This window comes from Catalinimonas alkaloidigena (genome assembly GCF_900100765.1).
GTDB classification, from domain to species: domain Bacteria; phylum Bacteroidota; class Bacteroidia; order Cytophagales; family Flexibacteraceae; genus Mooreia; species Mooreia alkaloidigena.
Window position 1 is genome coordinate 40577 of the sequence record NZ_FNFO01000016.1, and the last position, 23041, is coordinate 63617.

Genomic DNA, 23041 nt, shown 5'->3' on the forward strand with positions numbered 1-23041 from the left:
TTAGTTCAAGCTGGTAACCGTTAGGTAGCCGATGCTGATGTAGAAGATGCTCATGAGGACCAGAAAGGCAAGCATAAACACGAGTGGCTTGGCGAAACGCCAGAGCGAGGTACTTTGAAAAACAGGTATGTGCAAGCGATACGTGAACCACGTCAGAAGGGGGAGGAGCAGCAGGTTGAAAAGCTGGTCGGGCAGCGGCAGGCTGGACAGGGCCCTGTCAAGCACCTGAAATACAACATCGGCCAGGATGAATTGCGCCAGCCAGTAGGTGTTGAGCACCAGATGTTCGGCGTAGTTGTAGTCGGTCTTGCGGTAGAGAAACCACGTGGCCAAGGCGCACAGCGGGATGGTGGCCAGCATGATGGGCAGGCTGAAGACGCGCAGGCGTGCGGCGACCTGGGGCCAGGCAACTGATTTTTCGGCACCTTCGAAAAAGCCGCGGATGAACTGTTCGTGGAAATAGCCGCTTTTGTCGCTGTCGGCAACCAGAAAGAACAGACCGTACAGGGCGGTGATGAACACAAAGTAGGGCAGGGGAGCCAGGTAGCGTTTCCGCACGCCCGCGATGTAGCTCAGCGCCACACGGCTGGGCGTATGGAGTAGCGTCAGGAACGTCTGCCAGAAACGGTTGTCGACGTTGAAGACCGACGCCAGGCCTTGTTCCAGTAGGTGCCCGACGCGCAGGCGTTCGTGAATAACCTTCGCTCCGCAGGCGGGGCAATAGTGCGGGGGCGCGGCAAGCGGGTGTTGGCAATTGCGGCAACGTGGGTCCATCAGGGCAAGGAAATCGGCATCAGAAATAAGCAGAGAGACTTTGGGCGGGCGTCACCGTTTCGGTTGCAAGGTGCCTTTTTGTTTCAGGTAGTCGGCCTGATCGATGAGCGATTTGATCAGCCCCAGCATGCCCAGCGCAATCGACAGCAGGCCCACGCCCAGCAGACGCCCGTCGGCCGTAGAGGCCTTCACCAGGGCGTAACTTCCCATCACCAGCCCGAAGCAGCAGACGGCCAGCAGCGTGTAGATGTAGACCTGAAAGACGCGTTCGCGTTCCATGACCCAACGGCTGATTTTGTCGACGCGGTCCAGGTCGCGTAACGACACCAGCGACAGCCCAAAGCCCATCAGAATGAAGGCGAACGAGATGTCTTCCAGCAGGTTGTACCCCTCGAAGAGCAGAGGCCGGTAGACGTAGAAAAGGCCGCCGAGCATAAACGGCAGGTTCGCGTAGCTGATGTACCGGAAGAAAAGGTAGAGGTAGTGCATAAGCAGAAAACGGGCGCGTGGGCAGAAAAGGCTTCGTTAAAACTACACGACTTCGTGCGAATGTTCAACTTCCTGGTGTGACCCGTGGTAGAAACAAGGCCGTTGCGCAGCAAGAAAAGTTGGCCGGAGGGGTAATTTTGCAATCGGTTGAAATGAGTATCTTAGCGCCGTTCCCGTGCGGCTTCGGCTGCCTGCAAAACCTACAAACCTAACTCGAACATGCTGAAAGCGTTTTCTCCGAAATTACCTGGCCTCACCCTGTTGTGCGCTTCGGCGCTGACGGTGGCGTGCCAGCAGTCCACTCCTTCGCAAACGGAAACCACCGACGTAGTCGACTCGACCGAGCAAGAGGCCATGGCCGATGAGCAGCGGTTTTTGTCCGATCCGCTCGTTACCGACATTTATACGGCCGATCCGTCGGCGCACGTTTTCAACGGCAAACTGTACATCTACCCGTCGCACGACATTGAGGCGGGGGTGCCGGAAGATGATCTCGGCAGTCATTTCGACATGCGCGACTACCACGTGCTGTCGATGGACAGCGTCGGCGGTCAGGTGACAGATCACGGCGTGGCGCTCGACATCAAGGATGTTCCCTGGGCCGGGCGACAACTGTGGGCCCCCGACGCGGCGTTTAAAAACGGAACGTACTACCTCTATTTCCCGGCCAAGGACAAAGACGATATTTTCCACATCGGTGTGGCGACCAGCGCGTCGCCAACCGGGCCGTTCAAAGCCCAGCCGCAGCCCATCAAAGGCAGCTACAGCATCGATCCGGCCGTGTTTCAGGACAAAGACGGTCAATTTTACATGTACGTCGGCGGCATCTGGGGCGGACAGCTTCAGCGCTGGCAGACCGGTTCGTACCAGCCGGAAGATACCTATCCGGCCGACGATCAGCCGGCGCTGATGCCCAAGGTAGCGAAGCTCAGCAACGACATGTTGAGTTTTGCGGAAACGCCGCGCGATCTGCAGATCCTGGACGAAAACGGGAAGCCGCTGTTGACCGGCGACAACGACCGCCGCTTTTTTGAAGCGTCTTGGGTGCACATGTACAACGGCAAGTACTACTTTTCGTATTCGACCGGCGATACGCACTACATCGCCTACGCCATCGGCGACAGCCCCTACGGACCTTTTACCTACAAAGGCGTGATTCTCAATCCGGTACTGGGCTGGACCAACCACCACTCCATCGTAGAATTCAACGGCAAGTGGTACCTCTTCTACCACGACAGTTCCCTGTCGGGAGGCAAGACGCACCTGCGTAGCGTGAAAGTGACGGAACTGCACTACAACCCGGACGGCACCATCCAGACGGTCGACGCCTACGTCGAATAATTTGCCCGGTTACGAAGCACTAATTGCGATTGGCAAGGGAGGTTAATTTCCCTGCCGGATAAACGGCTGGTGGTAGCGTCGCCCGTCGGTGCGCGTCACCACCAGCCGGTACAGTCCCGCCGGCAGGTGGGACACGTCGAGCGACGTCGTGTACGGGGCGCTTAGGAGCAGTTGCCCCGTGGTGCCATAGACTTCTACCGACCGGACCGAAGCGGGTGCGGACGAAGGCCAACGCCATTGCAGCCGGTCGCGAACCGGATTCGGGTACAATACCAGACGAGGCGCCGGAAGCGTTTCCCGGTGGGTGACGGGCGTCTCGACGTCGCAGGCCGTATGGCCTCCCTCGGCCCAGCGCACCGCCGCCAGAAGGGGGTGTGCGTTCAACGCATGCGGTGGGCCCATGGACGGCCACGCCTCCTGCACTCCGTAGTAGGGAGGGGGCGTTTTCCGGTACAGCGAAGCTTCGGGGAGGTCGCCGGTCTGGGCGGGTACCCGCTTGCCCTTCTGGTTGTTGCTGTACTCAAAGTGACCTGATCCCGCCAGCAGATAATTGCCCATGAATGCTCCGGAGTTGGTGATTTCGTTGCCGACAAAATTCTGCCGGTCGCTGGCCGGATTCGAATTCATAACGATCCCGTACAACTCGATCCGATTCCTGAAAAACGTGTTGTACGGTCCGTTGATGCCGTGCGAGTTGTCGATCACCAGGTTCTGCACCTGATTGCCTTCGCACAGGTTGGCGTACGGATAGTTGCCGTGCAGTACCAGATCGCCCGCCGCGTTGGTCGGCAGAAACGGATCGTCCCAGTAGGGTTCCCGCGAATAGTTGTAGGCGAGAACATTCCCGTTGGCGCCGGCCTGGAGAATCATCGCGTGGCGCAGGTGCCGGAACACGTTGTTGTGGACGAGGCACTCACCCGTGGCAAACTGGAGCATCACGCCATAGCCCTGGCCGCCTCCGCCGTACGCAAACGCGTTGTGCAGGTAGCTTCCCGAAATTTCCAGCTGCGTGCTGTGGCTGGCCGTGATGTGGGCGAAATTGCCGTTTATGCTTTCCACACACGTCACCCAACAGTGAGCCGCGTACTGAAAGTGGAGGTTGCTCGTCTGTGCCTTGGTTGCGTCCAGGCGTTCGAGGGCCAGTTGCTCGATGCCCACGTACTGCACCGGCTCCCACCGCTGGAGTTGGGCCTGATACGCCTGGGCAAACGGCCGCCGCAGCGGGCTCGCCAGCACAAGTACATTTCCCTGAATCGCGCTGATTTGTACTACCTGCCCGGTTTCGCCCCGCGCCCACTCGGAAGTGACCAGCCGGGCATCGTCTTCCGACAGATAGACGTAGTCGCCGGGCTGGAACCGGGCCGAGGCCGTGACGTGCACGCGCCGATCCCCCTGAGCGGCGTCGGCCGTCAGCGCGGCCGTATCGGCAGTAACCTTGCCCGTTACAGAAATCAGGTCTTTTTCTTCCTGCAATGCAAACCGGAGTCGGGTTTCAGCGGCCGAAGCACCGCGTAGAATCAGGTGATCGCGCAACACCAGCGGCCGCTCGAACCGGTACGTTCCTGGCGGAAAATACAGCACCGCCGGTACGCCTCGCAAGGAATCGAGGAGGCGGCTTATGACCGCATCGTTCGGCGTGACGCCGTCAGCAAAGCCGCCAGCATGCTGAAAATCGACCCAGGCACCGTCGGGAAACTCCGTGGGAACCGTCCCGGCGCGGCTCCAGTCGGTCGTACGTTCGGCGGGCAGGGTCTGTGTGCTACCACTCAGGCAGCATCCCCACCACAACATCCATAAAAGCTTGAATCTCACGCGTTTGTGTTCAATGAAAAAATGCGCTCAAAGATGGGAAACCCTGCGCAAACCGGCCGGGTGGGGCCGCCGGAAGCATGTAAGGTACGCAGCAAAAGCGGAAGAAGGGAAGCGCGGTTGTGGTGCCGCTCTGTTTAGTGCGTTGATTTGCCGACGGGGATAGCGTTTGGAGGAATCTTTCGGCCAGGATCATGGTCCAATTGCCACACCCGGGAATTAGCCAGTACGAAAACACTATCCGCCTGCACCGTTGTTGCCAAATTACTTTTCCTGCGGTGGTTGATGGTACTCTTCGTCGGTTACCTTCTGCATCCAGAGGGTGCGTCCTTCCGGGGTGTTGGGCGTGATGGCCACCTGCGTAAATTCAGCTTCGGGCGCCGCACCGTGCCAGTGCGGAACGTGGGGCGGGCATTTGACAGCATCGCCTTTCCGCAGAATCCGGAGCGGTTTGCCCTGTTCCTGGTAGTAGCCCGTGCCCCCGGTTGCCAGCAATACTTGCCCGCCCAGGTGGCGATGCCAGTCGGTGCGAGCGCCCGGCGCAAAGGTCACGTGAGCAACCGGAATGTCGAAGGCGCTGTCGGCCGGGGCCAGCGTATAGACCCAGGCCGCTCCCGTAAAATGAGGGGATTCCAGGCGCTCACCGCGAGGAAAAACCGCGTCGTTCGCGTCTGAATGCGATTGGGCCTGCGCGCCGAAAGGGAGCAGCACAAGGCCCAGCCAGACCATCGGTACGAGGTGTTTGGTGCTATGTTTCATTTGTTTGGGTGGTTTGCCATTATTCCCGTGTCGCCACGACCTGCGCGAGGACTGCTCGGCCGCGGGCCGCCTCATCTGGCCCCACGTGCGTCTCGAGTAACGAGAAGAGGTGCTGCAACTGCCGCTGCGTCAGACCGAGGTGGAGGCCGATGCCCAGGTGGCCCTGCAACATGGGGTCGACCCCGCCTAGGCTGGTCAACGCCGCGATTGTGGCCAGTTCCCGCTCTTCGTAACGGAGGACATCCCGCTCAAACAGGTCGGCAAATAAGTGCTCTTTGAGAAATACGTCGATTTCCGGACTAAACACGGCGTATCCCTTTTTGGGTCCGTCCTGCGGTTGCCCGGTAAGCGCCTCCAGCACGTATTTTCCGCGTTCGTATTTCGGCGCGTGGCTTGTGATGGGCGTAGCGTCCCGCCCCATGTCGTCCGTTATGCCGCGCGCTTTGCGTTGTTCCAGCACATCCATGAAAGTAAGAAGGCCCTGCAGGCTTCTGGGAAAACCGCAGTACGCATACAGGTGGACCAGCACTTCCTTGATTTCGTTGACCGTCATGCCGGCGGCCAACCCGTTCTCCAAAGCGGCGGGCAGTTGTTCCAGGTCGCCTTTGGCCGTTAAGGCCGCAATCACGACGAGGTTTTGTTGGGAAGGGCTCAGCGTGGTTGGTTGGGGTGTCTGGGCAGGCAAGCGACCCACGAACAGCAGGAGCGACAGCAGCAACGGCAGAGAAACGTATTTCATAAAAGAGGATCGGTCAAAGGGTGGGGGAGCGTCTTGGTTCACCAGAAGTCGTCGGCGCACGCGACACCAACAAGCTCCAGGTTGAAAATGAAGGGGGCTAGTTGAGCGACCGGTATTCCAGGGGCGAGTGCCCCACGCGTTGTTTGAATAGACGGCTGAAGTGCTGCGGGTACTTGAAGCCCAGTTCGTAGGCGATCTCACTGACGGTTTTGTCCGGATCGAAAATCTTGTCTTTGGCCCGGTCAATCACCTTGGCCTGGATGTAGGCCTGTGCCGACTGCCCCGTCTCTTTTTTGATGAGGTCCCCGAAATACTTGGCCGACAAATTCAACTCGCTGGCACAGTAGGCCACCGAGGGCAGACCCAGGGTCTGCGGTTTGTTGGTTTGGAAATAACGATTCAACAACGCTTCGAACCGCTCCAGAATGCCCTGGTGGACGTGTTCGCGGGTGATGAACTGGCGGTCGTAAAACCGGACGCAGTAGTTCAGAAACAGTTCGAGGTTGGAGACGATCAGCCGTTTGCTGTGCTGGTCTACCCCGTGTTCCAGCTCGTACTCGATTTTGGCGAAGCACTCCAGCACAATTTTCCGTTCCCGTTCGGACAGGTGCAGGGCCTCGTTCGACTGATACCCAAAGAAGCTGTACTCGTGCATGTGCCGCCCAAGCGAGGTGCCGTGGAGCAGATCCGCATGAAAGATGAGCGCCGTGCCTTTCGGTTGGTAGAGTTCGCTGGTGTCGTAACCGCCGATGACCTGCCCCGGCGCAATGAACACGAGCGTGCCTTCCTGGTAGTCGTAGGTGTGGCGACCGTAGCGCAGGTCCCCGCAGTTGACCTCCTTGAGAAAAACGGTATAGAAGCCGAAATACATGTTGGAGGCGCGTCGGGGGCTGGCCTTCGACACATCCACGACGTTCACCAGCGGATGGCGCGTTTCGTTGTTGTTGAAGGTGTTGTAGTCCCGGATGGTCTCAAATCGTCGCAGGTGGTCCATGGCGTACTTCGTTGTGTGGGGTGTAGTCAAAAGTAGCACTTTCTCCCGCACCGGCGGGCGACGGCCGCCTGCATCAGGAATAATGGTAGCAATCCCCGGAATCTGTATACCAACCCGGCCGCGAAAAGCCCGGACCTTTGCCCTGTGATTACTTACGAGAAGAAGCGCATGCAAACCATCACGTTGAATAACGGGGTCGAAATGCCCCTCCTGGGATTCGGAGTTTTCCAGATTACCGATCAGGCAGAATGCGAACGAAGCGTACTGGATGCCCTGGACGTCGGCTATCGTCTGATCGACACGGCGCAATCCTACGGCAACGAAGAGGCCGTCGGCCACGCCATTCGGCAAAGCGGTGTCGCGCGGGACGAGCTGTTCATCACCACTAAACTGTGGATTCAGTCGGAAGGGTACGCCGGGGCCAAAAAGGCCTTTGCCCAATCGCTGAAGCGCCTGCAACTGGACTACCTGGATCTTTACCTGATTCACCAGCCGATGGGCGATGTTTACGGCGCATGGCGAGCTATGGAAGAACTGTACCGGGATGGAAAGGTGCGGGCCATTGGGGTCAGCAACTTTCAGCCGGACCGGTTGATGGATCTGATCGTCCACCACGACATCGTACCGGCCATTAATCAGATCGAAATCCATCCGTTTCATCAGCAGCACGAGGCGCAGCAGTTCACGCAGGCGCAGAACGTACAACTCGAAGCCTGGGGGCCTTTCGCCGAAGGCAAAAACGACTTGTTCAGAAACGAGGGGCTAGCCGGCATCGGAAAGAAGTACGGCAAAACCATCGCGCAGGTCGTGCTGCGGTGGCTGACCCAACGCGGCATCGTCGCCATTCCAAAATCGGTACGCAAGGAACGCATGGCCGAGAACTTCCAGAGCCTGGATTTCCAGCTCAGCGACTACGACATGGCCGCTATCCAAACGCTCGACCAAAAAACGAGCAGCTTCTTCGATCACCGCGATCCGGCCATGGTGAAATGGCTGGGCGAACGAACATTAAACGCATAACCTACCCATGAAACCACAACACGCACTCTTGATTTTCGGACTGATGGCCGGCGCTACCCCGGCAGTGGCACAGGAAACGCCCCTTTTTCCCCAAGGCGAAAAGGCCGCGAACGTACATCACACGGGCGACGTCTGGCTCAGCCACGTAAGCGAGGCGGATCAGACATTCGACTACAGCGTGGCGCAGGCCATTTTTGCACCCGGTGCCAAACTCGACTGGCACGTGCATCCGGCCGGGCAACAACTGCTGATTACGCAAGGAACTGGCTATTACCAGGAGCGCGGCCAGCCCGTGCAGATCGTGAGGAAAGGGGACGTGATTAAGTGCCTGCCCGGTGTGGAGCACTGGCACGCCGCTACCCCGAACACCTCGTTTGCGTACCTCGGCCTGACGGGTAACCAACCCACGCAATGGCTGGAGCCCGTCGCCGAAGAAGCGTACCGCAGCATCCTGCCTTCGACGGCAAGCAACTCTGATGCAACGCAGGAACTCATCCAGCTTTCCAGAGACAAGTGGCAGTGGATGGCCGCCAAGAATGTCGATAAGCTCTCCGGCCTCTTCCACCCCAAAGCCCAATTTGTCCACATGGGCGGCAGTTGGGGCACAGAACAGGAACTGTCCATCATCAAAAGCGGAGGGATCTGGTACAAAAAAGCCGATATCCACGAGGTGTCGGTGAACGTTATCGATCAGACGGACATTTTGCTCAACCGCATCGATCTTCTGGCCGAAGTAGGGGGCAATGAAGTGACCAACCCCTTTATGGTGACCGAAGTCTACGTGAAGGAAAACGGCAGTTGGAAGCTGGGTTCCCTTTCGTTCACCCGCTTGCTGACTCCGGAACGTTAGCGCAGGGCAGCATGAAGCGTAACCTGTTTTTTATGGGCTTGCTGTTGCTGGCGGCGTGTGCCTGTCGTTCGCGGGGGGAGGCGCGTGCGCCGGAGAAGACGGTGGGCGCTTCTGGTGATACCCTGATTGTGTACCTGTCGCGTACGAACAACACCAGGGCGTTGGCGGAGATCATTCAGCGTGAGGTCGGCGGGACGCTGGTGGCCCTCGAACTGGAAACGCCTTATCCCGCGAACTACCCGGCAACGGTGCAACAGGTCGCCGAGGAAAACGAAACCGGCTATTTGCCGCCCCTGAAAACCAAGATCGAGCATCTGGAACGCTACGAGGTCGTGTTCGTGGGCTTTCCGACGTGGGGCATGCAACTGCCGCCGCCGATGAAAAGCTTTCTGCACGAGGTCGACCTGAGCGGCAAGACCGTCGTTCCGTTCAACACCAATGCCGGTTACGGCGTCGGCAGCGGCTTCAGGACTGTCCGGGAACTCTGCCCGAACAGCAACGTGCTGGACGGCTTTTCGATCACGGGCGGGGTGGAGCGCGACGGGATTTACTTCGTGATGGAGGGCGAGAAAGCCGAGGAAGCCCGAACGCAGGTCCAACGCTGGCTGGAAAACATCCGCCTTTTGCCTGCCGTCCCCCGGCGCTGACCGGAAGTAGCAGGAGATCGACTTGTGGTAGAGCTCCCTTGATGCCAACGCCCCCGCGCCCCGCCCCCCATGTATTTAATTCAGTAATTCAGTAATTCAGTAATTCATCCCCCGCGTTTTACCTTTTTCAGCCGGGTTCCCGTATACCGGGGTAATCAATCCTGTTTTGCATGAAATCCTGGTTCAACCGCCTGATCAAACTCTTCCTGACGGTCGTCAACAGCATTGGGTTCCGGCCCGCCATCATCTCGTTCTGGTTTCTGGTGGCTTCCGTGGGCATCGTCTGGGCAGAACAGGCTTATCCGGTACAGCAACTGACCCAGTCGCTGGCGTTCTGGATGTTCGAAGACAAAAGCAACACCGTCTCGTTGCTGAACGCCGTGCTGACGGGCATGATCTCGCTGACCGTCTTTTCGTTTTCGATGGTGATGGTGGTGCTGAGCCAGGCCGCTTCGTCGTTCTCACCGCGCGTCATTCCGCAGGTCATTACCGAACCGGTCTACCAGAACACGCTGGGCTTGTACATCGGCACGATCATTTACGCGCTGATTTTGCGGCTGGGCATCCAGGCCGACGCGGCCAGCAGTAGCGTAACCGTGCCTCGACTGGGGCTGGCCCTGTGCATGGTGCTGGTGGTGGTGTGCCTGGGCGTTTTTATCTTTTTCATCCACACCGTTTCGCAGTCGATCCGGGTCGACTACATGGTTGAAAAGCTGTACCGCAGCACGCTGAAAGAGTTGCAGGAGGACCTGGACAACCACGTACCGGCCGAGGCCACTGAACCCGACTCGACCGGGTGGGTGACGCTCCCGTTTCCCGACTCCGGCTACTACCGGGGGTTTCGCACGAAGCGACTGGTCGAGCTGACCGCGGCCCACGACCTGCAACTGAAGGTGTTGCCGACCGAAGGTACGTTTCTGGTTAAAGGGTATCCGTTTTTGCGGGTCAGTCGCGACATCCGGCAGGAGGAAGACGTACGCGAGGCGGTGATGCAGCAGTTTGTGTCGTACGACAACGAGTACCTGCGCGACAGCGCGCTGCACGGCTTCAAACGCCTGATGGAGATTGCCATCCGGGCGCTGAGTCCCTCCACCAACGATCCGGAAACGGCCATCAAGGTGATCCACTACCTGACCGATTTGTTTGCGCACCAGATGGCCGCGCGCAACGCGCACCTCTACCTCGACGACACCGCTACGGTCCGCATTGTGCGGACCGACCCGGACCTCGACGAAATGTTTCTGCGTTACCTGACGCCCATCCGGCACTATGGTAAAGAAGATGTGGTGGTGCTGACCACGCTGCTGAAGGCGTACCGGCAACTGCTGTTTTCCGACCTGGAGCGTCGCCACACGGCACCGCTTCTGCACCACATCCAGGCGACGCTGTTCGATGCCGACGCGCATCTGGATAACCCGCTGGACCGGGAGGCCGTCAACGGGGAAGTGCGTTACCTCAACGCGTTGCTGATCGATACGCAACTCCCGGAACTTTCGGCCGAACAACAGCCCTCGGGCGGATCGTGGGCGCTGTAAGCATCGTCGTGTTCCCCCTGATTCGCGTATACTTGTAGCATGAGAACCTACCCTGTTTTCTTCCGCCTCCCGATACTCCTGGCATTTTTTGGAACTACACATCCGGCTATGAGTCAAACTACCACCTCCGCCTCGCGAGTGGCCGACGGCGCCCCCCTGCACCTGGTATCCGATCAGTTCAAATTCACCGAAGGCCCGTCGGTCGACGCCAAGGGCAACGTCTACTTTACGGATCAGCCCAACAACACCATCTGGAAGTACGACACCGACGGGCAGTTGTCGGTGTTTATGGAAAAGGCCGGGCGCGCCAACGGCACCTTTTTCGACCGGAAGGGAAACATGATCGTCTGTGCCGACGAACACAACCAACTGTGGTCGATCAGTCCGAAAGGGAAGGTGACCGTGCTGCTCGACGATTTTCAGGGGCACCGTTTCAACGGCCCTAACGACGTCTGGGTAGCTCCAAACGGGGGGCTTTACTTTACCGATCCGTACTTTCAGCGCGACTACTGGGAACGGACCAGCCCCGACCCCGGCATCGGCGGCGAAAAGCTCTATTACCTGGCGCCTGGCGCGAAAGAAGCCCGTCGTGTCGACAACGAAACCGGCAAACCCAACGGAGTGGTCGGCACAGCCGATGGCAAGTTTCTCTACGTTGCCGACATGTCGAAGAAAACCGTTTTTCGCTACCGCATCGAACCGGACGGCAGCCTTGCCGACAAGCAGCCTTTCGCCGAAGAGATGGTCGACGGCATGACGGTCGACACGCAGGGCAACCTTTACCTGGCGGGCAACGGCGTGACGATCTACAGCCCCTCCGGCGAAAAGCTCGAACACATCGACGTGCCCCAGCCGTGGACGGCCAACGTCTGCTTCGGGGGTAAAAACCGCGACCAATTGTTCATCACGGCTTCCAAAGCCGCTTATACCCTTCGCATGCGTGCCAAAGGAGCAAGGCCGTAAGAATATGGAATGCTAGAATATCTGAATGCTACTAGGGCGCAGAACGCCCTGGTAGCAACGCCAGTAAGTCTGTCGCTACCGGGGCACACAAAAAAGCCTGACGATCGCGCGGACCCTCAGGCTTGTCGTTCAGGACGGAACTAGCGTTTATCGTTTCTTGCCGCCGGCCACCACCAGAATAATCCCCAACAGCAGCACGCCCCCGCTGATGATCAGCGGCAGGGTTTCGCCCTGGCTCACGGTGACTTCCGCGCCCAACACGTTGAAACTGTCGGTATTATCGGCATAGTCGATGCCGGTGATGATCAGGGCCACTGCCCCAACGATGGCTAAGATGAAGCCGAGCACTCGCATAAAACAGAGTTATGTGGGTAAAGAATAAATGAATTAAGCTTCCAGGCCGAACTGCCGCAGATGATGAGCGAAATGCTTGGCATGAAATCGCTCCCATGCGTCGCGGGTCAACGGCCCGAAGACCGGATTGACCGTTTGGGCGGTCGGATGCGCTGCAAAATAACGGTAAAAATCCTGTAGTTCCTGCTTCACTTTCGCTTTTGCCGTCGCCAGGTCCGGATAGCGCAGCGGCGGCGGCTCAGGCGGCATCACCGGGCTCACCGTATTTTCCCGAAACGGGCGGTCGCTCATCAGAAACTCCCGGTAGCGGGGCAGCTGGTCGTCGGGCGTTACCTGCGCCATCGTCACCTTGCCGTTCGACAGCTTGACGGTATACGACAGGTGCTCGACGGCGTGTTGCGGCGACATTTTGCCCCAGCGGCGGGGCGCGCCGGCTTCCAGTCGGTCCAGCATGGCCGGAACCGTTTCCTGCAGAAACTGCGTGGTGTTTAGTTCCGACACGGCTACAGCGCAGCGGGCGTTTTCGCGCGCACTTCCACGCCCTTCCAGAACGCAATGTGCCCTTTGATCTGCTGGGCCGCTTCTTTCGGTTCCGGGTAGTACCAGGCCGCGTCCTTGTTCTCTTTTCCGTCGACCAGCAGCGTGTAATACGATGCTTCGCCTTTCCAGGGGCAGGTGGTGTGAGTGGTGCTTTTCTCCAGGTACTCGTCGTGTACCGACTCCGGGGGGAAATAGTGGTTGCCTTCCACCACTAAGGTTTTATCCGAATCGGCAATCACGTGGCCGTTCCAGATCGCTTGCATTTGCATGGGTTTTCGTGCTTTGGTTACTCCCTAGTGGTACGCACGGCGTGGGCTTTGGTTGTTGAACCGAAGGGCTTGAACGCTGTCCTGATTTGGCTATATTGGCGGACGAGTGGCCCTGCGCGGGTCCGAAGCAGTACTGCACGATGATGAGAAGAGTCAAGTCCGTACGGTGGAATTTCCGGGGAGCGCGCCTGCGCGGCATCCTACTCGACCTGGTGGTGGTGTTTGTGGGCGTCTACGCCGCGTTTTACCTGAGCAACCTGAAAGAAGAACGCACCGCCGAGCAAGTCCGCCGAAACTACTACCAGAGTTTCGTGTACGAGTTGCAGGACATCAGTGCGCAGGCCAAACGGTTGCAGGTCGTGATCGATACCACGGTGCAGTCGTACGAAACGCGGATGGCCCGGGGCGAACGACCGCGACTCGATTTCTTCTACCGCATCGATTTTACCCAAAACTACTTCATCGTCCGGTCGGCGTTTAACGAAGAGCACTTTACCACCGTGGGGAGTGCCTACCTGCGCAACATCAGCTCCGGTTCTAACCTGATTGCCCTGATCGACAAGCGCGTGGAAGCCTACCAGGCCGACTGCCGCCGGTTGCTTCGGTTCGAGGCCTATGACCCCGACCGTTTTTACGCAGCCGATGGTTCGCTGAAGCCCGAGTACCAGTGGTACCTGACGGATCTGAAAATGATTCGGCATTACCTGAGTGCGCTGGTTGCCGCCATCGACGAGGGCGCCATTCCCGAAACCGAAGCCCTGATGGACCGGTAACTACCGCCGACGCATGACCGAACTCGAACACTACATCCGCAGCTACTTTGGCGTTACGCAAGACGATCTGGCCCAGATTTCCTCGTATTTCGAGCCGACGACCCTGGCCAAAGGCGAGTACTTTCTGAAGGCGGGGCGCTATTGCGACAAGCTGAGTTTTATCCGCTCCGGCTTTTTGCGCGTGTTTTCCAACCTGACGGGCCGGGAGGTGACGCAGTGGATCGGCACGAAAGGGTATTTTGTGACCGATCTGGCCGGACTTATGTTCGAGCAACCCTCTCGGAGTTCGATCCAGGCGCTGTCCGACTGCGAACTGTTCACCATCACGAAGGCCGACTACCTGGATCTGGGGCGGGTGGTGCCCCACTGGCACGCGTTGGAAAAGCGGTTTCTGGCGCGGTGTTTCATGGCACTGGAGGAGCGCATCCTGCACCTGCTTTCCCTGCCGGCCGAAGCGCGGTACCGCACCTTATTTGCCCAGGACCGCGAGTTATTCAACCACGTGCCGCTGCAGTACCTGGCCTCGATGATGGGCATGACGCCCGAAACGCTCAGCCGGTTGCGGAAAAAAAGCCTTGACTACGGCGAGTGAGGGGAGCATTTCTTGATCTAGATCAAGTGGACGTGCGCCTTTGCGAAGGATCTTTGCTTCCACAGCAATCGAGCTTCAGCTCATCTCAACGCAAGTCTTTTTCTCATGAAACCGATCAACCAACAAGCCCCCGTCGTTTGTGCGCAATCCGTGCTGATTCACGCCACGCCCACGCGCGTCTGGCGCGTGCTGTCCGACATTGCGCAGTGGCCTACCTGGCAACGAGACGTCTCCCGCGCGCAACTGCACGGGCCACTGCAACCCCGCACCACGTTCGACTGGAAAACCGGTGGCATGCACATCCATTCGACGTTGCACACGGTCGAGCCCGAAAAGCGACTCGGCTGGACGGGCGAGGTCTTCGGCATCCACGCCGTGCACAACTGGGAATTTGAAGCGAAACCCGGCGGGACGCAAGTCTCGGTGAGCGAAAGCATGGAGGGCCTGCTGGCCCGTCTTTTCAAAGGCGCTTTCAACCGAACCCTCGCCAAAGGGATGGGGCAATCGCTCCGGGAATTGAAGATCGCTTGCGAGGCGATGGCTTAACCTTCCGCACTGAGCGGACGGTAGCGGCGTTTCAGCCGCAAGAAATACCCTTCGTAGAAGCGATACGACACGTGCGCGACTAAAATTGTCAGGCCGATTACCCCAACGTTGATCGCAACAATGACGAGAGCATCGGGAAGAACCATTTGGGCCGTTAGTTTTAGAAATACGAAAACCATTAGGTTCATCACGATGGCGTGATACATGTAGAGGCCGTAGGAAATTTTTCCCAGGTGCAGTGCCCAGCGGTTTCGGATGGTAAAGAGAGGATCGTAGGCCAGCGTGAAGAGGAGAAAGCCAAACAGCAGGGTGTTTACTGCGTGGTAGGTCACGAGCGGAAGCGACGTGACCAGATCGGTACAAAAATGGCAGACCGTCACGCCTAGCACTAACACTTGAAACGGCCGATTGCCCCGTAGCCCCTGTAGCCTGCCTTGTTCGGCCAGTACCGACAAAAGCCCTCCGAACGAAAAGTAGTAGAAGTGGAGGTAAAATGGGTTGGCAAACGTGGAGAGCAGGCCAAGGCTTACCACAGTAAAGGCCGCCAGAAAGGGCACAAAGAAACTGCTGTGGAGCCACGCCATCGCGGGGGCTACTGCCAGGTAAAATTGCTCTTCGACGCCGAGCGACCACAGAATGGATAGAATGCCACCGGGGTTATACAAGCTCACAAAAACATTAGGCAGAAAAAACGTGCACAGCAGGATTCCCTCCACCAGATTGTACTCAATCGGAAACGGAATGCCAAGCAACGGCAGCAGGACATGGTAGAATACGAAACCAAAAATCAGGATCAGGTAGTAGAGGGGGAAGATGCGCAGGATGCGACGCGTATAAAACTGTCCGATGGCGACCGCCCCCGTCTTTTCTTTCTCTAGGTACAACAGGCGGATGATGAGAAAACCGCTCAACGTGAAAAAAGCAAAGACCGCCTCGCTGCCCCGGTGAAAAAGGGGAAAGTTGTCGAAAGCAGGCAAACCCTGATTGTGGGAGAGCTGTGGGATGTGGAAGAGAATAACGAGCAGAGCAAGAACAAAACGAAGAGGGTCGAGATTCGGGAGCGAAGGACGCGAATGCATACGGTCTGAAAAAGGCCGCTCCAAAACCGAAGCGGTAGAAAAACGTGCCTTAAAAGTCGGGAAACTATTAAAACTTTCGCAGATCAACTGCACAAGAACCCCAAGCATTAACAGTCAGCCCCATCCGGAAGCAGTAAAAGGTCCTGCCTACGAAGGCACCAGGGGTTGATTTTCTGTCGAAGCGAAAGTAGATCAGTAGCACCCCATCTTTTGTTGATAAAGCGTCTGGCCTTTCCGAATACTCAGGACGTAACGCCCGGTTCCCCCTCTCAGCGAGTATTGTGATTGCTGGGGCGAGTTTACAATCTATTCGTTTTTAAGTGAATGCACCGGATTGCTGCGGGCGGCGCGCACGCTTTGGAAGCTGACCGTCAGCCAGGCCACCACCAGGGCAGTCAGGCCGGCGAGGAGGAACCACAGCGGGTTGAGCGGAATGCGGTAGGCGAATCCGGAGAGCCACTGGTGCATGCCCCACCACGCCACCGGAATGCCGATCAGCAGCGAACCCAGTACCAGAAAGGTAAACTCGCGGTTCAGCAGAATCACGATGTCGGCGATGGAGGCTCCCAGCACCTTGCGGACGCCGATTTCTTTCGTGCGTTGCGAAACCGTGTGGGCCACCAGGCCGATCAACCCCAGGCAGGCAATGAGCAGCGCCACGCCCGCGAAAAAGCGAAACAGCTTCCCGATGCGCTCTTCGCGCTGGTACAGCGTCGCCAGGTGGTCGTCCAGAAACTGGTACGAGTAAACGTACTCGGGATAGAGGCCGCTCCAGACGTCCTGCACCTGCGCGAGGGTTTCAGGAACGCGGTCGGGCGCAAGTTGCACCATGGCCGAGAGGTAAAACGGAGGGAAGTTCAGCATCACCATCGGCGTGATGCGGTTGTGCAGGGAAGACAGGTGAAAATCTTTCGTCACCCCGACAATCTCCCCCTGGTAATCGTACAGGCCGATGACGTACCGGTGGCCCAGGGCCGCTTCCGGCGTCAGTCCCAGGGTTTTGACCAAGGCTTCGTTGACCACCATCGGCACGACCGAGCCGTCGGCTGGTATCGTATCCTGCATCTGCATTTCGTCAGAAAGGGTGAGCCACCGGCCCGCCGCCAGTTGCAGATCGAACATCGCTGGGTATTCTGCATCGACGGTTTTTACGTCGATGGAAATGCGTTCGTTCGGCGTCGCGGGGTCCGGGGTAAGATTGGTCGTGAACTGCATTTCGGAAACCGGTGTGCCGACGCCCAGGGAAACGGCCTGCACGCCCGGCACCCGCCGCAGCCGTTCGGCCAGCTGCGTACTGACCTGTTGCTGCGGGAGCGGCAGGTTGATGATCAGGTCACGGCGGAACCCCAGGTCGCGGTTCTGGAAATACCGCAGTTGCCGCCCGACGATGAACATGCCCGCCAACAGCGCCACCGACACGGCAAATTGGGCGATCACCAGCGAGCGTCGCAGCCACAGGCCACCGGGCGTAACGCTGCCCCGTTGCCCTTTTAACACGGCCGTGGGGCGGTAACCCGACAGGACAAATGCCGGATACAGGCCGCTCAGCACCGTCAGGAGGAGCGTCAGAAGCGCGAGAAACCCGAGGAGGCGCGGGCTGGTGATGAGTCGCTCCGTAAGCGGCTGTTCCAGGAAACCGTTGACCAGGGGTAGCATCAGTTCGGCCAGCAGAAGTCCCGACAGGGATGCGAGTACGGTCATGACCGCCGTTTCGGTCAGAAACTGCCGGATCAGTTGCAGGCGCTCTGCCCCAATGGCTTTGCGGACGCCCACCTCGCGGGCGCGGCGAACGCCCTGCGCTGTGGCCAGGTTCACAAAGTTGATCGCCGCCACGGCCAGCACCAGCAGCCCCACCATTGAGAAAAACCACAGGTACGTCGTACTGACCGTCGGGCCGACGTTCGAGCCCGCGTACGTTTCATCGGAGCGGATGGTCAGCAGCGGTTGCAGGGCAAACGTATGACGCTCGGCGTTATTCGGGGGGAGGTACTTTTTACCGAACGCGGCCAGTCGGTCGGTGTACGCAGCGGGGTGCGTTCCCTCGGGAAGAATCACGTACACGAAACCCGCCATGCGCAATCCCCAGCGGTCGGTGGGGAACCCCAGCACTTTTTCGGACAGGGCTTCGCGCGCGATCAGCATCCGCACGGGCAGGTGCATGTTATCCGCCGGGTCGCGCATAAGGCCGCGTACGGTAAGATCGACTTCGTTGTCGTAGCGGAACGTTTGCCCCATCGGGTCGGCGTTGCCAAAGAGTTTCTGCGCCAGACTTTCGGCCAGGATCACCCCGTCGGCGTAGGCCAGCGCCGTTTTCCCTTCGCCGCGGATCAGGTCGAACGACAGGATGTCGAGCAGTTGCGGCTCGGCGAAAACCACCCCGTTCTCCTCGAACTTTTGTCCGTCGGCCAGCGTCAACTGGTGGTCGTCGCCTTGCGCGTGAATCCCCGCCACCTGCAGCTCCGGAAACTCTTCCCGCAGGGCTTCTGCCAGCGGGTAGGGCGTGGTCGCTCCCATTTCCTCGCCGTTGGGCGTTCGCGTCCGCTCCACCACCCGGTAGGTCCGCTCCGGAAGCGGATGCTGCCGATCGAAACTCCGTTCGTGCGTCACAAACAGGTATACCAGCAGACAGCAGGCGATGCCCGCCGCCAGACCCGTCACGTTGAGCAGGGTAAACAGCGACTGTTTGCGGAGGTGGCGGAAGGCAATCAAAAGGTCGTTACGGAACATGGCGATCTATTGAGTTTGGAAGGTGGTAAGGGTAGAAGGTTACTGAGTTCAGAGTTATCGAGTTTAAAGTTCTGAGTTCTGAGTTTAAAGCTCAAGCCGGGCGACTTAAAGTGCGTTTGCGACGATGCGTCACACTTCGTTTCCCAACTGCGAATTGCCAACCGCCCACTGAAGACTGTAAATTCTAAACTCAAAACTCAGAACTTCTTCCGCTCCGCGCCTCGCGCCATTCAATCATTTCATTCGCTCCTGAGCGAACGGACCGGATTGCTACGGGCGGCCTTTAGCGATTGCAGCCCCACGCTCAGCAGCGCTACGACCAGGGCGGCACCTCCCGCCAGGGCGAACGGCTGCCAGCTCAGGTCAGTGCGGTACGCGAAGGCATCGAGCCAGCGGTGCATGATCCACAGCGAGAGCGGGACCGACACCAGAAAGGCCACGCCCACCAGCAGCGCGAACTCGCGGGACAGAAGCAGGACAATCTGCGATACTGAAGCCCCCAGTACTTTGCGGACGCCGATTTCTTTCGTGCGCTGGGTGGCGGTGTAGGTGGCCAGCCCAACCAGACCCAGGCAGGCGATGAAAATGGCCAGCCCGGCAAAGGCCATGAAGATGGACCCCAGCCGCTGTTCGGTGCGGTACGTTTCCGTGAACCGGTCGTCGAGGAACGAGTAGGCGAACGGCTGCCCCGGAGCCAGCGCTTTCCACTTGGTTTCCAGGGCCGTAATCAGTTGAGGCAGGTCGCGGGTCTGGGCACGAACCGATAAACTTCCCTGACTCCGCCCCAGGCGCATGCCCAGCGGACCGATGTGCTGACGGAGCGATTCGAAGTGGAAATCTTTCACGACGCCGATGATCGTGAGGCTTTCGGTCGCGCCCGTCCGGAAGTCGGTGATGCTGCTCAGGCGTTGACCGATCGGGTTCTCAAACCCAAAGGCACGGGCGGCCGACTCGTTCAGGAGAATGGCCGACGAGTCGCTGGGGAAGTCGACCGAGAAGTCGCGGCCCGCCACGATCTCCATGCCGAAGGTGTTGATGTAGTCGTGGTCGACAAACCAGTTTTGCATCGAAACGGCCGCTTCCTGATCGGTATTTCCTTCGGGGAACAGCGGACTGTCGTTGCGGTACGAGGGCACGGGCAGGTACCCTGTCACCGAGGCGTTCACCACCCCGGGCAGTTTTTTGATCTCTTCCTTGAACGACTGCACCTGGTTGCCCATCGCGTACACGTCGTTGATCAACAGCACCTGTTCTTTGTTGAATCCCAGCTTTTTCTGTTGAATGTACTGCAATTGCCGCCCGACCACGAGTGTGCCGATGATCAGCACGATGGAGGTGACGAACTGAAATACGACCAGCCCCTTCCGCAGAAACGCCCCCCGCGAGGCGCTGACGACCTGCCCCTTCAGAACGCGGATCGGCTGGAAGGCCGACAGGAAAAACGCCGGGTAGCTGCCCGCCAGCAGGCCCACCACCAGCGCCCCGACCAGCAGCAGCGGTAGCGTCCAGGGAGTGCCCACCAGCGACAGCGTCAGGGTTTTGTTGGTGAAGTTGTTGTAAAACGGCAGCACCAGTTGCACCAGGGCGACGGCCAGCACAAAGGCCACGGCACTGACCAGCACCGACTCGCTGAGAAACTGCCCGACGAGTTGCTGCCGCAGCGAGCCCACGGCTTTGCGAATGCCCACTTCCTTGGCGCGCATCGCGGCGCGGGCCGTGGCCAGGTTCATGAAGTTGATGCAGGCCAGCAGGAGGATGAACGCCGCAATGGCCGAGAAGATCCACACGTACAAAATGCTGCCGTTCGGTTCCAGCTCGGCCGTGAGGTCGGAATGCAGGTGGATGTCGGTGAGGGGCTGGAGGGTGTATACCAGCTTGTTGCCCGAAGCTTCAAACGCTTCTGTGTCGTTCACGCCCAGCACTTGCGCGGCCTGCGGCAGGATATGGGTCTCGATCAGGTGTGGCATTTTGGCTTCCAGTGCAGGGGCCGCGGCCGGATCGGTCAGCAGCACGTACGTGACGAAGTTGTGGCTCAGCCAGTTGTCCTGTCGGCTCTCTTCCAGCGAAACCATCGACAGAAACACGTCGAAGTGAAAGTGGGTATTGGAAGGCAGGTCGGGTACCACGCCCGTCACTCGGTAGTCGACTTCGTTGTCCAGCACCAAGGTCTGGCCGAGGATGCTCTCGCCTTTGTCCAGTTCAGGACCGAAATAGCGCCGGGCGGCCGATTCGCTCAACAGCAGCGTCTGGGGTTCGCGCAGCGCCTGTTGTGGATTGCCTTGCAACATCGGCAGCTGAAATACCTGGAAGAGTGTGCTGTCGGCGTAGATCACCTTTTCTTCCTTCAGGTTCTCCTGCGTGCCCCGCCGCACCAGAAACGAACCCTGTTCGCGGAACCGTACGCTGGCTTCCACTTCCGGGTAATCCCGCGCCAGGGTTTCGGCCATCGGGTCCTGCACCACCGCGCCGTACATGTGGTTGCCCCCAAACAGGATTTCGCTCTTCACCCGGAAGATGCGCTCGGCGTTGGGAAAGTGGCGGTCGTAGCTCAGCTCGTCCTGCACAAACAGCACGATCAACAGGCAACAGGCCACGCCGACGGCCAGACCCAGGATGTTGATAAAGGAGTAGCCTTTCTGTTTGCGGAGGTTCCGCCAGGCGGTGAGGAAGTAATTGCGAAGCATACCTTGAGCGTTAGTGTGAAGAAGTGAGCACAACCCGCGTGTGGAAGTGCCGTTGACGTTGCGTGACCGACAGCAGGTAAACCCCACGGGGCAAGCCCGCTACCGGGAAGGTGACGTGCCCGCCCGACGGCTGCCGTTCGGTTTGGCCGACGGTCCGTCCGGTGAGGTCTTGCAGCAGGAGGCGGACGGGGGCCGCGTCGGACACGTGTACGGAAATGAAGTCGTCCGCCGGATTGGGAAAGACGGAGACGGCCCACGCGAACTCATCTTGCGGAGCGCTCGTCGGGGTGCGTTGGCTATGGTCCGTGAAGTAAACCCGGTGGTCGCCTTCCTGCACGACGAATATACGCCCGTCGTGTTGCCGGGCAAATTGACACTGGTGATAGCGCGGACCGACCGGATACAGCGGCACGGACTGCCACGGCGCTTGCCCGTCGTCGGATACAAAGATACTGCCGTTGGTGGGTGTGGCCATCGTGCGCCGGTTGACGTACACATGGCCCCGGTCGGGCACAAAAAGCAGGTTGTGAATTTCGGGGTAATCCCACGCGTACCCGATGGGAACCACCTGTTTGTGCTGCCAGGGCAGGGCGGCCACCGCCCCCTCGAACGAGTGGACGAGGGTGACCTGCGTGCTGGCCGAACCAAAGGCCCCGCCGTAGCTGAGGTACAGGGAATCGTCCGGCGCGACGTCCAGCGCGAAAATCTGCACAATGCTGCTTTCGTTCGGGGCACTGCCGCCCGTTTCGAACCGGGGCGTCGGCATGGGGTACCAGCTGGTTCCTTCGTCGGTCGAGTACAGCAGACGCCCGTCGCGGGCATGGTATTCGTTCACGGCAGCAAACAGCCGCCCCTGCCGGTCGCGGGCGAGGTGGGCGACGTACCGTCCGCTGCCGAGGCCCAGGTCCAGCGCCTGCCAGGTCGCCCCCCGATCCACCGAGCGGAAGATCCCCGCCCCGCGGAACAATCCCGAATCGTTCGGCCCTTCGACCAGATCGCCCGTGGCAGCAAATAAGGTGTCTTCTCCCACCACGAGCAGATCGGTCACCGAAAACGTGGTTTCAAGGGGCGTCGACGACCAACTTTCGCCTCCGTTGTCCGAGCGGTACAAGGCATTGGCGCCCACCAGGGCGTATACCGTGCCCTGGGGCGTAATTGCCAGAAAGGAGACCGGAAGGTCCTCTAGCGGCAGCACCGCTTCCCAGGTCATGCCCCGGTCGTGACTACGAAAAATCCCTTCTTCTACGGTGCCTACCCATATATCGTCGGTCGTCGGATCCTGCGCGATGCTCAGGTTGCCTAATCCGGTTGAAGCCACGGGGGTAGCGGTCGTTTCGCTCCAGAAGGGCGAGGGCACTTGTGCCCCTCCCCGCAGGGAAAGGCCGATCAGAAGTACGAGGGTAAGCAAACGCAGCATGGGTTGGTTGGGAGTCGTTAAAAGGTTGCAGGTTTAGAAAGTGGGAAGGTTATAAAGTTCAGCGTTAGGGGTTTAAAGCTCAGCGCTCAAAGCTTAAGGCTCAACGTGTGAAGCGTCTCTGGTGTGATGCGTTGCAGTAC

At 59.0% G+C, this 23041-nt stretch carries 22 protein-coding genes; 9 read left to right on the top strand and 13 right to left on the bottom strand.

The window, feature by feature from the left end; genetic code table 11:
- Positions 1 to 774: a DUF3667 domain-containing protein gene (locus BLR44_RS26720; protein WP_089688252.1), complete on the bottom strand. Its 774-nt coding sequence runs from the start codon at positions 772 to 774 to the stop codon at positions 1 to 3.
- Positions 775 to 825: 51 nt separating this feature from the next.
- Positions 826 to 1263, bottom strand: coding sequence for a hypothetical protein (locus tag BLR44_RS26725; RefSeq protein ID WP_089688254.1), 438 nt, complete (start codon positions 1261 to 1263; stop codon positions 826 to 828).
- 354 nt (positions 1264 to 1617) lie between these two features.
- Here BLR44_RS26725 and BLR44_RS26730 point away from each other — a divergent pair, with 354 nt between their 5' ends.
- Positions 1618 to 2604, top strand: a complete 987-nt coding sequence (locus BLR44_RS26730) for a glycoside hydrolase family 43 protein (protein WP_245706187.1) — start codon at positions 1618 to 1620, stop codon at positions 2602 to 2604.
- 42 nt (positions 2605 to 2646) lie between these two features.
- Here BLR44_RS26730 and BLR44_RS26735 read toward each other — a convergent pair whose 3' ends face one another.
- From BLR44_RS26735 to BLR44_RS26750, 4 genes are all read right to left on the bottom strand, one after another.
- Positions 2647 to 4416 carry a glycosyl hydrolase family 28-related protein gene (locus BLR44_RS26735; protein ID WP_143017498.1) on the bottom strand — a complete coding sequence of 590 codons (1770 nt, stop codon included), beginning with the start codon at positions 4414 to 4416 and terminating at the stop codon, positions 2647 to 2649.
- Positions 4417 to 4677: 261 nt separating this feature from the next.
- A complete protein-coding gene (locus BLR44_RS26740; protein WP_245706183.1) occupies positions 4678 to 5172 on the bottom strand; it encodes a cupin domain-containing protein in 495 nt (164 codons plus the stop codon).
- Positions 5173 to 5191: 19 nt separating this feature from the next.
- Positions 5192 to 5911, bottom strand: a complete 720-nt coding sequence (locus tag BLR44_RS26745) for a carboxymuconolactone decarboxylase family protein (RefSeq protein WP_089688260.1) — start codon at positions 5909 to 5911, stop codon at positions 5192 to 5194.
- A 97-nt stretch (positions 5912 to 6008) separates the two neighbouring features.
- On the bottom strand, positions 6009 to 6905 hold the full coding sequence (locus BLR44_RS26750; protein WP_089688262.1) for a helix-turn-helix domain-containing protein: 897 nt from the start codon (positions 6903 to 6905) through the stop codon (positions 6009 to 6011).
- A gap of 168 nt (positions 6906 to 7073) precedes the next feature.
- Between BLR44_RS26750 and BLR44_RS26755 the strand changes: the two genes are divergently transcribed.
- From BLR44_RS26755 to BLR44_RS26775, 5 genes are all read left to right on the top strand, one after another.
- Positions 7074 to 7925, top strand: coding sequence for an aldo/keto reductase (locus BLR44_RS26755; protein WP_089688319.1), 852 nt, complete (start codon positions 7074 to 7076; stop codon positions 7923 to 7925).
- Between the two features lie 7 nt (positions 7926 to 7932).
- A complete protein-coding gene (locus BLR44_RS26760; protein WP_245706184.1) occupies positions 7933 to 8775 on the top strand; it encodes a DUF4440 domain-containing protein in 843 nt (280 codons plus the stop codon).
- A gap of 11 nt (positions 8776 to 8786) precedes the next feature.
- On the top strand, positions 8787 to 9422 hold the full coding sequence (locus BLR44_RS26765; protein WP_245706185.1) for a flavodoxin family protein: 636 nt from the start codon (positions 8787 to 8789) through the stop codon (positions 9420 to 9422).
- A gap of 170 nt (positions 9423 to 9592) precedes the next feature.
- The gene (locus tag BLR44_RS26770) at positions 9593 to 10957 is read left to right on the top strand and encodes a DUF2254 domain-containing protein (protein ID WP_089688264.1); all 1365 of its coding nucleotides are present in this window, start codon (positions 9593 to 9595) and stop codon (positions 10955 to 10957) included.
- 108 nt (positions 10958 to 11065) lie between these two features.
- A complete protein-coding gene (locus tag BLR44_RS26775; protein WP_089688267.1) occupies positions 11066 to 11920 on the top strand; it encodes an SMP-30/gluconolactonase/LRE family protein in 855 nt (284 codons plus the stop codon).
- A gap of 147 nt (positions 11921 to 12067) precedes the next feature.
- Here BLR44_RS26775 and BLR44_RS26780 read toward each other — a convergent pair whose 3' ends face one another.
- Genes BLR44_RS26780 through BLR44_RS26790 form a run of 3 tightly spaced genes read right to left on the bottom strand, consistent with a single transcriptional unit; the run spans position 12068 to position 13077 of the window.
- Positions 12068 to 12274: a hypothetical protein gene (locus BLR44_RS26780; RefSeq protein WP_089688268.1), complete on the bottom strand. Its 207-nt coding sequence runs from the start codon at positions 12272 to 12274 to the stop codon at positions 12068 to 12070.
- A 33-nt stretch (positions 12275 to 12307) separates the two neighbouring features.
- Positions 12308 to 12775 carry a DUF1569 domain-containing protein gene (locus tag BLR44_RS26785; protein ID WP_089688270.1) on the bottom strand — a complete coding sequence of 156 codons (468 nt, stop codon included), beginning with the start codon at positions 12773 to 12775 and terminating at the stop codon, positions 12308 to 12310.
- 2 nt (positions 12776 to 12777) lie between these two features.
- Complete coding sequence (locus tag BLR44_RS26790; RefSeq protein WP_089688324.1) at positions 12778 to 13077, bottom strand: DUF427 domain-containing protein; 300 nt, start codon at positions 13075 to 13077, stop codon at positions 12778 to 12780.
- 146 nt (positions 13078 to 13223) lie between these two features.
- Between BLR44_RS26790 and BLR44_RS26795 the strand changes: the two genes are divergently transcribed.
- From BLR44_RS26795 to BLR44_RS26805, 3 genes are all read left to right on the top strand, one after another.
- Complete coding sequence (locus BLR44_RS26795; protein WP_089688272.1) at positions 13224 to 13856, top strand: hypothetical protein; 633 nt, start codon at positions 13224 to 13226, stop codon at positions 13854 to 13856.
- A gap of 13 nt (positions 13857 to 13869) precedes the next feature.
- Positions 13870 to 14448: a Crp/Fnr family transcriptional regulator gene (locus tag BLR44_RS26800; protein ID WP_089688275.1), complete on the top strand. Its 579-nt coding sequence runs from the start codon at positions 13870 to 13872 to the stop codon at positions 14446 to 14448.
- 105 nt (positions 14449 to 14553) lie between these two features.
- Positions 14554 to 14994, top strand: coding sequence for an SRPBCC family protein (locus BLR44_RS26805; RefSeq protein ID WP_089688277.1), 441 nt, complete (start codon positions 14554 to 14556; stop codon positions 14992 to 14994).
- Here the strand turns inward: BLR44_RS26805 and BLR44_RS26810 are convergent.
- The 4 genes from BLR44_RS26810 to BLR44_RS26825 form a co-directional block, all read right to left on the bottom strand.
- Complete coding sequence (locus BLR44_RS26810; RefSeq protein WP_089688279.1) at positions 14991 to 16181, bottom strand: acyltransferase family protein; 1191 nt, start codon at positions 16179 to 16181, stop codon at positions 14991 to 14993. The genes BLR44_RS26805 and BLR44_RS26810 overlap by 4 nt on opposite strands.
- 198 nt (positions 16182 to 16379) lie before the next feature.
- Positions 16380 to 18800 (bottom strand): ABC transporter permease, encoded by a 2421-nt coding sequence (locus BLR44_RS26815; RefSeq protein WP_089688280.1) that lies wholly within the window; start codon positions 18798 to 18800, stop codon positions 16380 to 16382.
- 239 nt (positions 18801 to 19039) lie between these two features.
- Positions 19040 to 21484 (bottom strand): ABC transporter permease, encoded by a 2445-nt coding sequence (locus tag BLR44_RS26820; protein ID WP_089688282.1) that lies wholly within the window; start codon positions 21482 to 21484, stop codon positions 19040 to 19042.
- A 10-nt stretch (positions 21485 to 21494) separates the two neighbouring features.
- On the bottom strand, positions 21495 to 22901 hold the full coding sequence (locus tag BLR44_RS26825; protein WP_089688284.1) for a T9SS type A sorting domain-containing protein: 1407 nt from the start codon (positions 22899 to 22901) through the stop codon (positions 21495 to 21497).
- Between the last annotated feature and the right edge of the window lie 140 nt (positions 22902 to 23041).

Excerpts from the sequence above, each read along its gene's own strand:
- BLR44_RS26800 (WP_089688275.1), top strand. The coding sequence starts at position 13,870 with ATGACCGAACTCGAACACTACATCCGCAGCTACTTTGGCGTTACGCAA.
- BLR44_RS26765 (WP_245706185.1), top strand. The coding sequence starts at position 8,787 with ATGAAGCGTAACCTGTTTTTTATGGGCTTGCTGTTGCTGGCGGCGTGT.
- BLR44_RS26810 (WP_089688279.1), bottom strand. The coding sequence starts at position 16,181 with ATGCTTGGGGTTCTTGTGCAGTTGATCTGCGAAAGTTTTAATAGTTTC.
- BLR44_RS26730 (WP_245706187.1), top strand. The coding sequence starts at position 1,618 with ATGGCCGATGAGCAGCGGTTTTTGTCCGATCCGCTCGTTACCGACATT.
- BLR44_RS26790 (WP_089688324.1), bottom strand. The coding sequence starts at position 13,077 with ATGCAAGCGATCTGGAACGGCCACGTGATTGCCGATTCGGATAAAACC.
- BLR44_RS26755 (WP_089688319.1), top strand. The coding sequence starts at position 7,074 with ATGCAAACCATCACGTTGAATAACGGGGTCGAAATGCCCCTCCTGGGA.
- BLR44_RS26740 (WP_245706183.1), bottom strand. The coding sequence starts at position 5,172 with ATGAAACATAGCACCAAACACCTCGTACCGATGGTCTGGCTGGGCCTT.
- BLR44_RS26820 (WP_089688282.1), bottom strand. The coding sequence starts at position 21,484 with ATGCTTCGCAATTACTTCCTCACCGCCTGGCGGAACCTCCGCAAACAG.
- BLR44_RS26760 (WP_245706184.1), top strand. The coding sequence starts at position 7,933 with ATGAAACCACAACACGCACTCTTGATTTTCGGACTGATGGCCGGCGCT.
- BLR44_RS26780 (WP_089688268.1), bottom strand. The coding sequence starts at position 12,274 with ATGCGAGTGCTCGGCTTCATCTTAGCCATCGTTGGGGCAGTGGCCCTG.
- BLR44_RS26805 (WP_089688277.1), top strand. The coding sequence starts at position 14,554 with ATGAAACCGATCAACCAACAAGCCCCCGTCGTTTGTGCGCAATCCGTG.
- BLR44_RS26725 (WP_089688254.1), bottom strand. The coding sequence starts at position 1,263 with ATGCACTACCTCTACCTTTTCTTCCGGTACATCAGCTACGCGAACCTG.
- BLR44_RS26815 (WP_089688280.1), bottom strand. The coding sequence starts at position 18,800 with ATGTTCCGTAACGACCTTTTGATTGCCTTCCGCCACCTCCGCAAACAG.
- BLR44_RS26795 (WP_089688272.1), top strand. The coding sequence starts at position 13,224 with ATGATGAGAAGAGTCAAGTCCGTACGGTGGAATTTCCGGGGAGCGCGC.
- BLR44_RS26770 (WP_089688264.1), top strand. The coding sequence starts at position 9,593 with ATGAAATCCTGGTTCAACCGCCTGATCAAACTCTTCCTGACGGTCGTC.
- BLR44_RS26775 (WP_089688267.1), top strand. The coding sequence starts at position 11,066 with ATGAGTCAAACTACCACCTCCGCCTCGCGAGTGGCCGACGGCGCCCCC.
- BLR44_RS26750 (WP_089688262.1), bottom strand. The coding sequence starts at position 6,905 with ATGGACCACCTGCGACGATTTGAGACCATCCGGGACTACAACACCTTC.
- BLR44_RS26745 (WP_089688260.1), bottom strand. The coding sequence starts at position 5,911 with ATGAAATACGTTTCTCTGCCGTTGCTGCTGTCGCTCCTGCTGTTCGTG.
- BLR44_RS26720 (WP_089688252.1), bottom strand. The coding sequence starts at position 774 with ATGGACCCACGTTGCCGCAATTGCCAACACCCGCTTGCCGCGCCCCCG.
- BLR44_RS26825 (WP_089688284.1), bottom strand. The coding sequence starts at position 22,901 with ATGCTGCGTTTGCTTACCCTCGTACTTCTGATCGGCCTTTCCCTGCGG.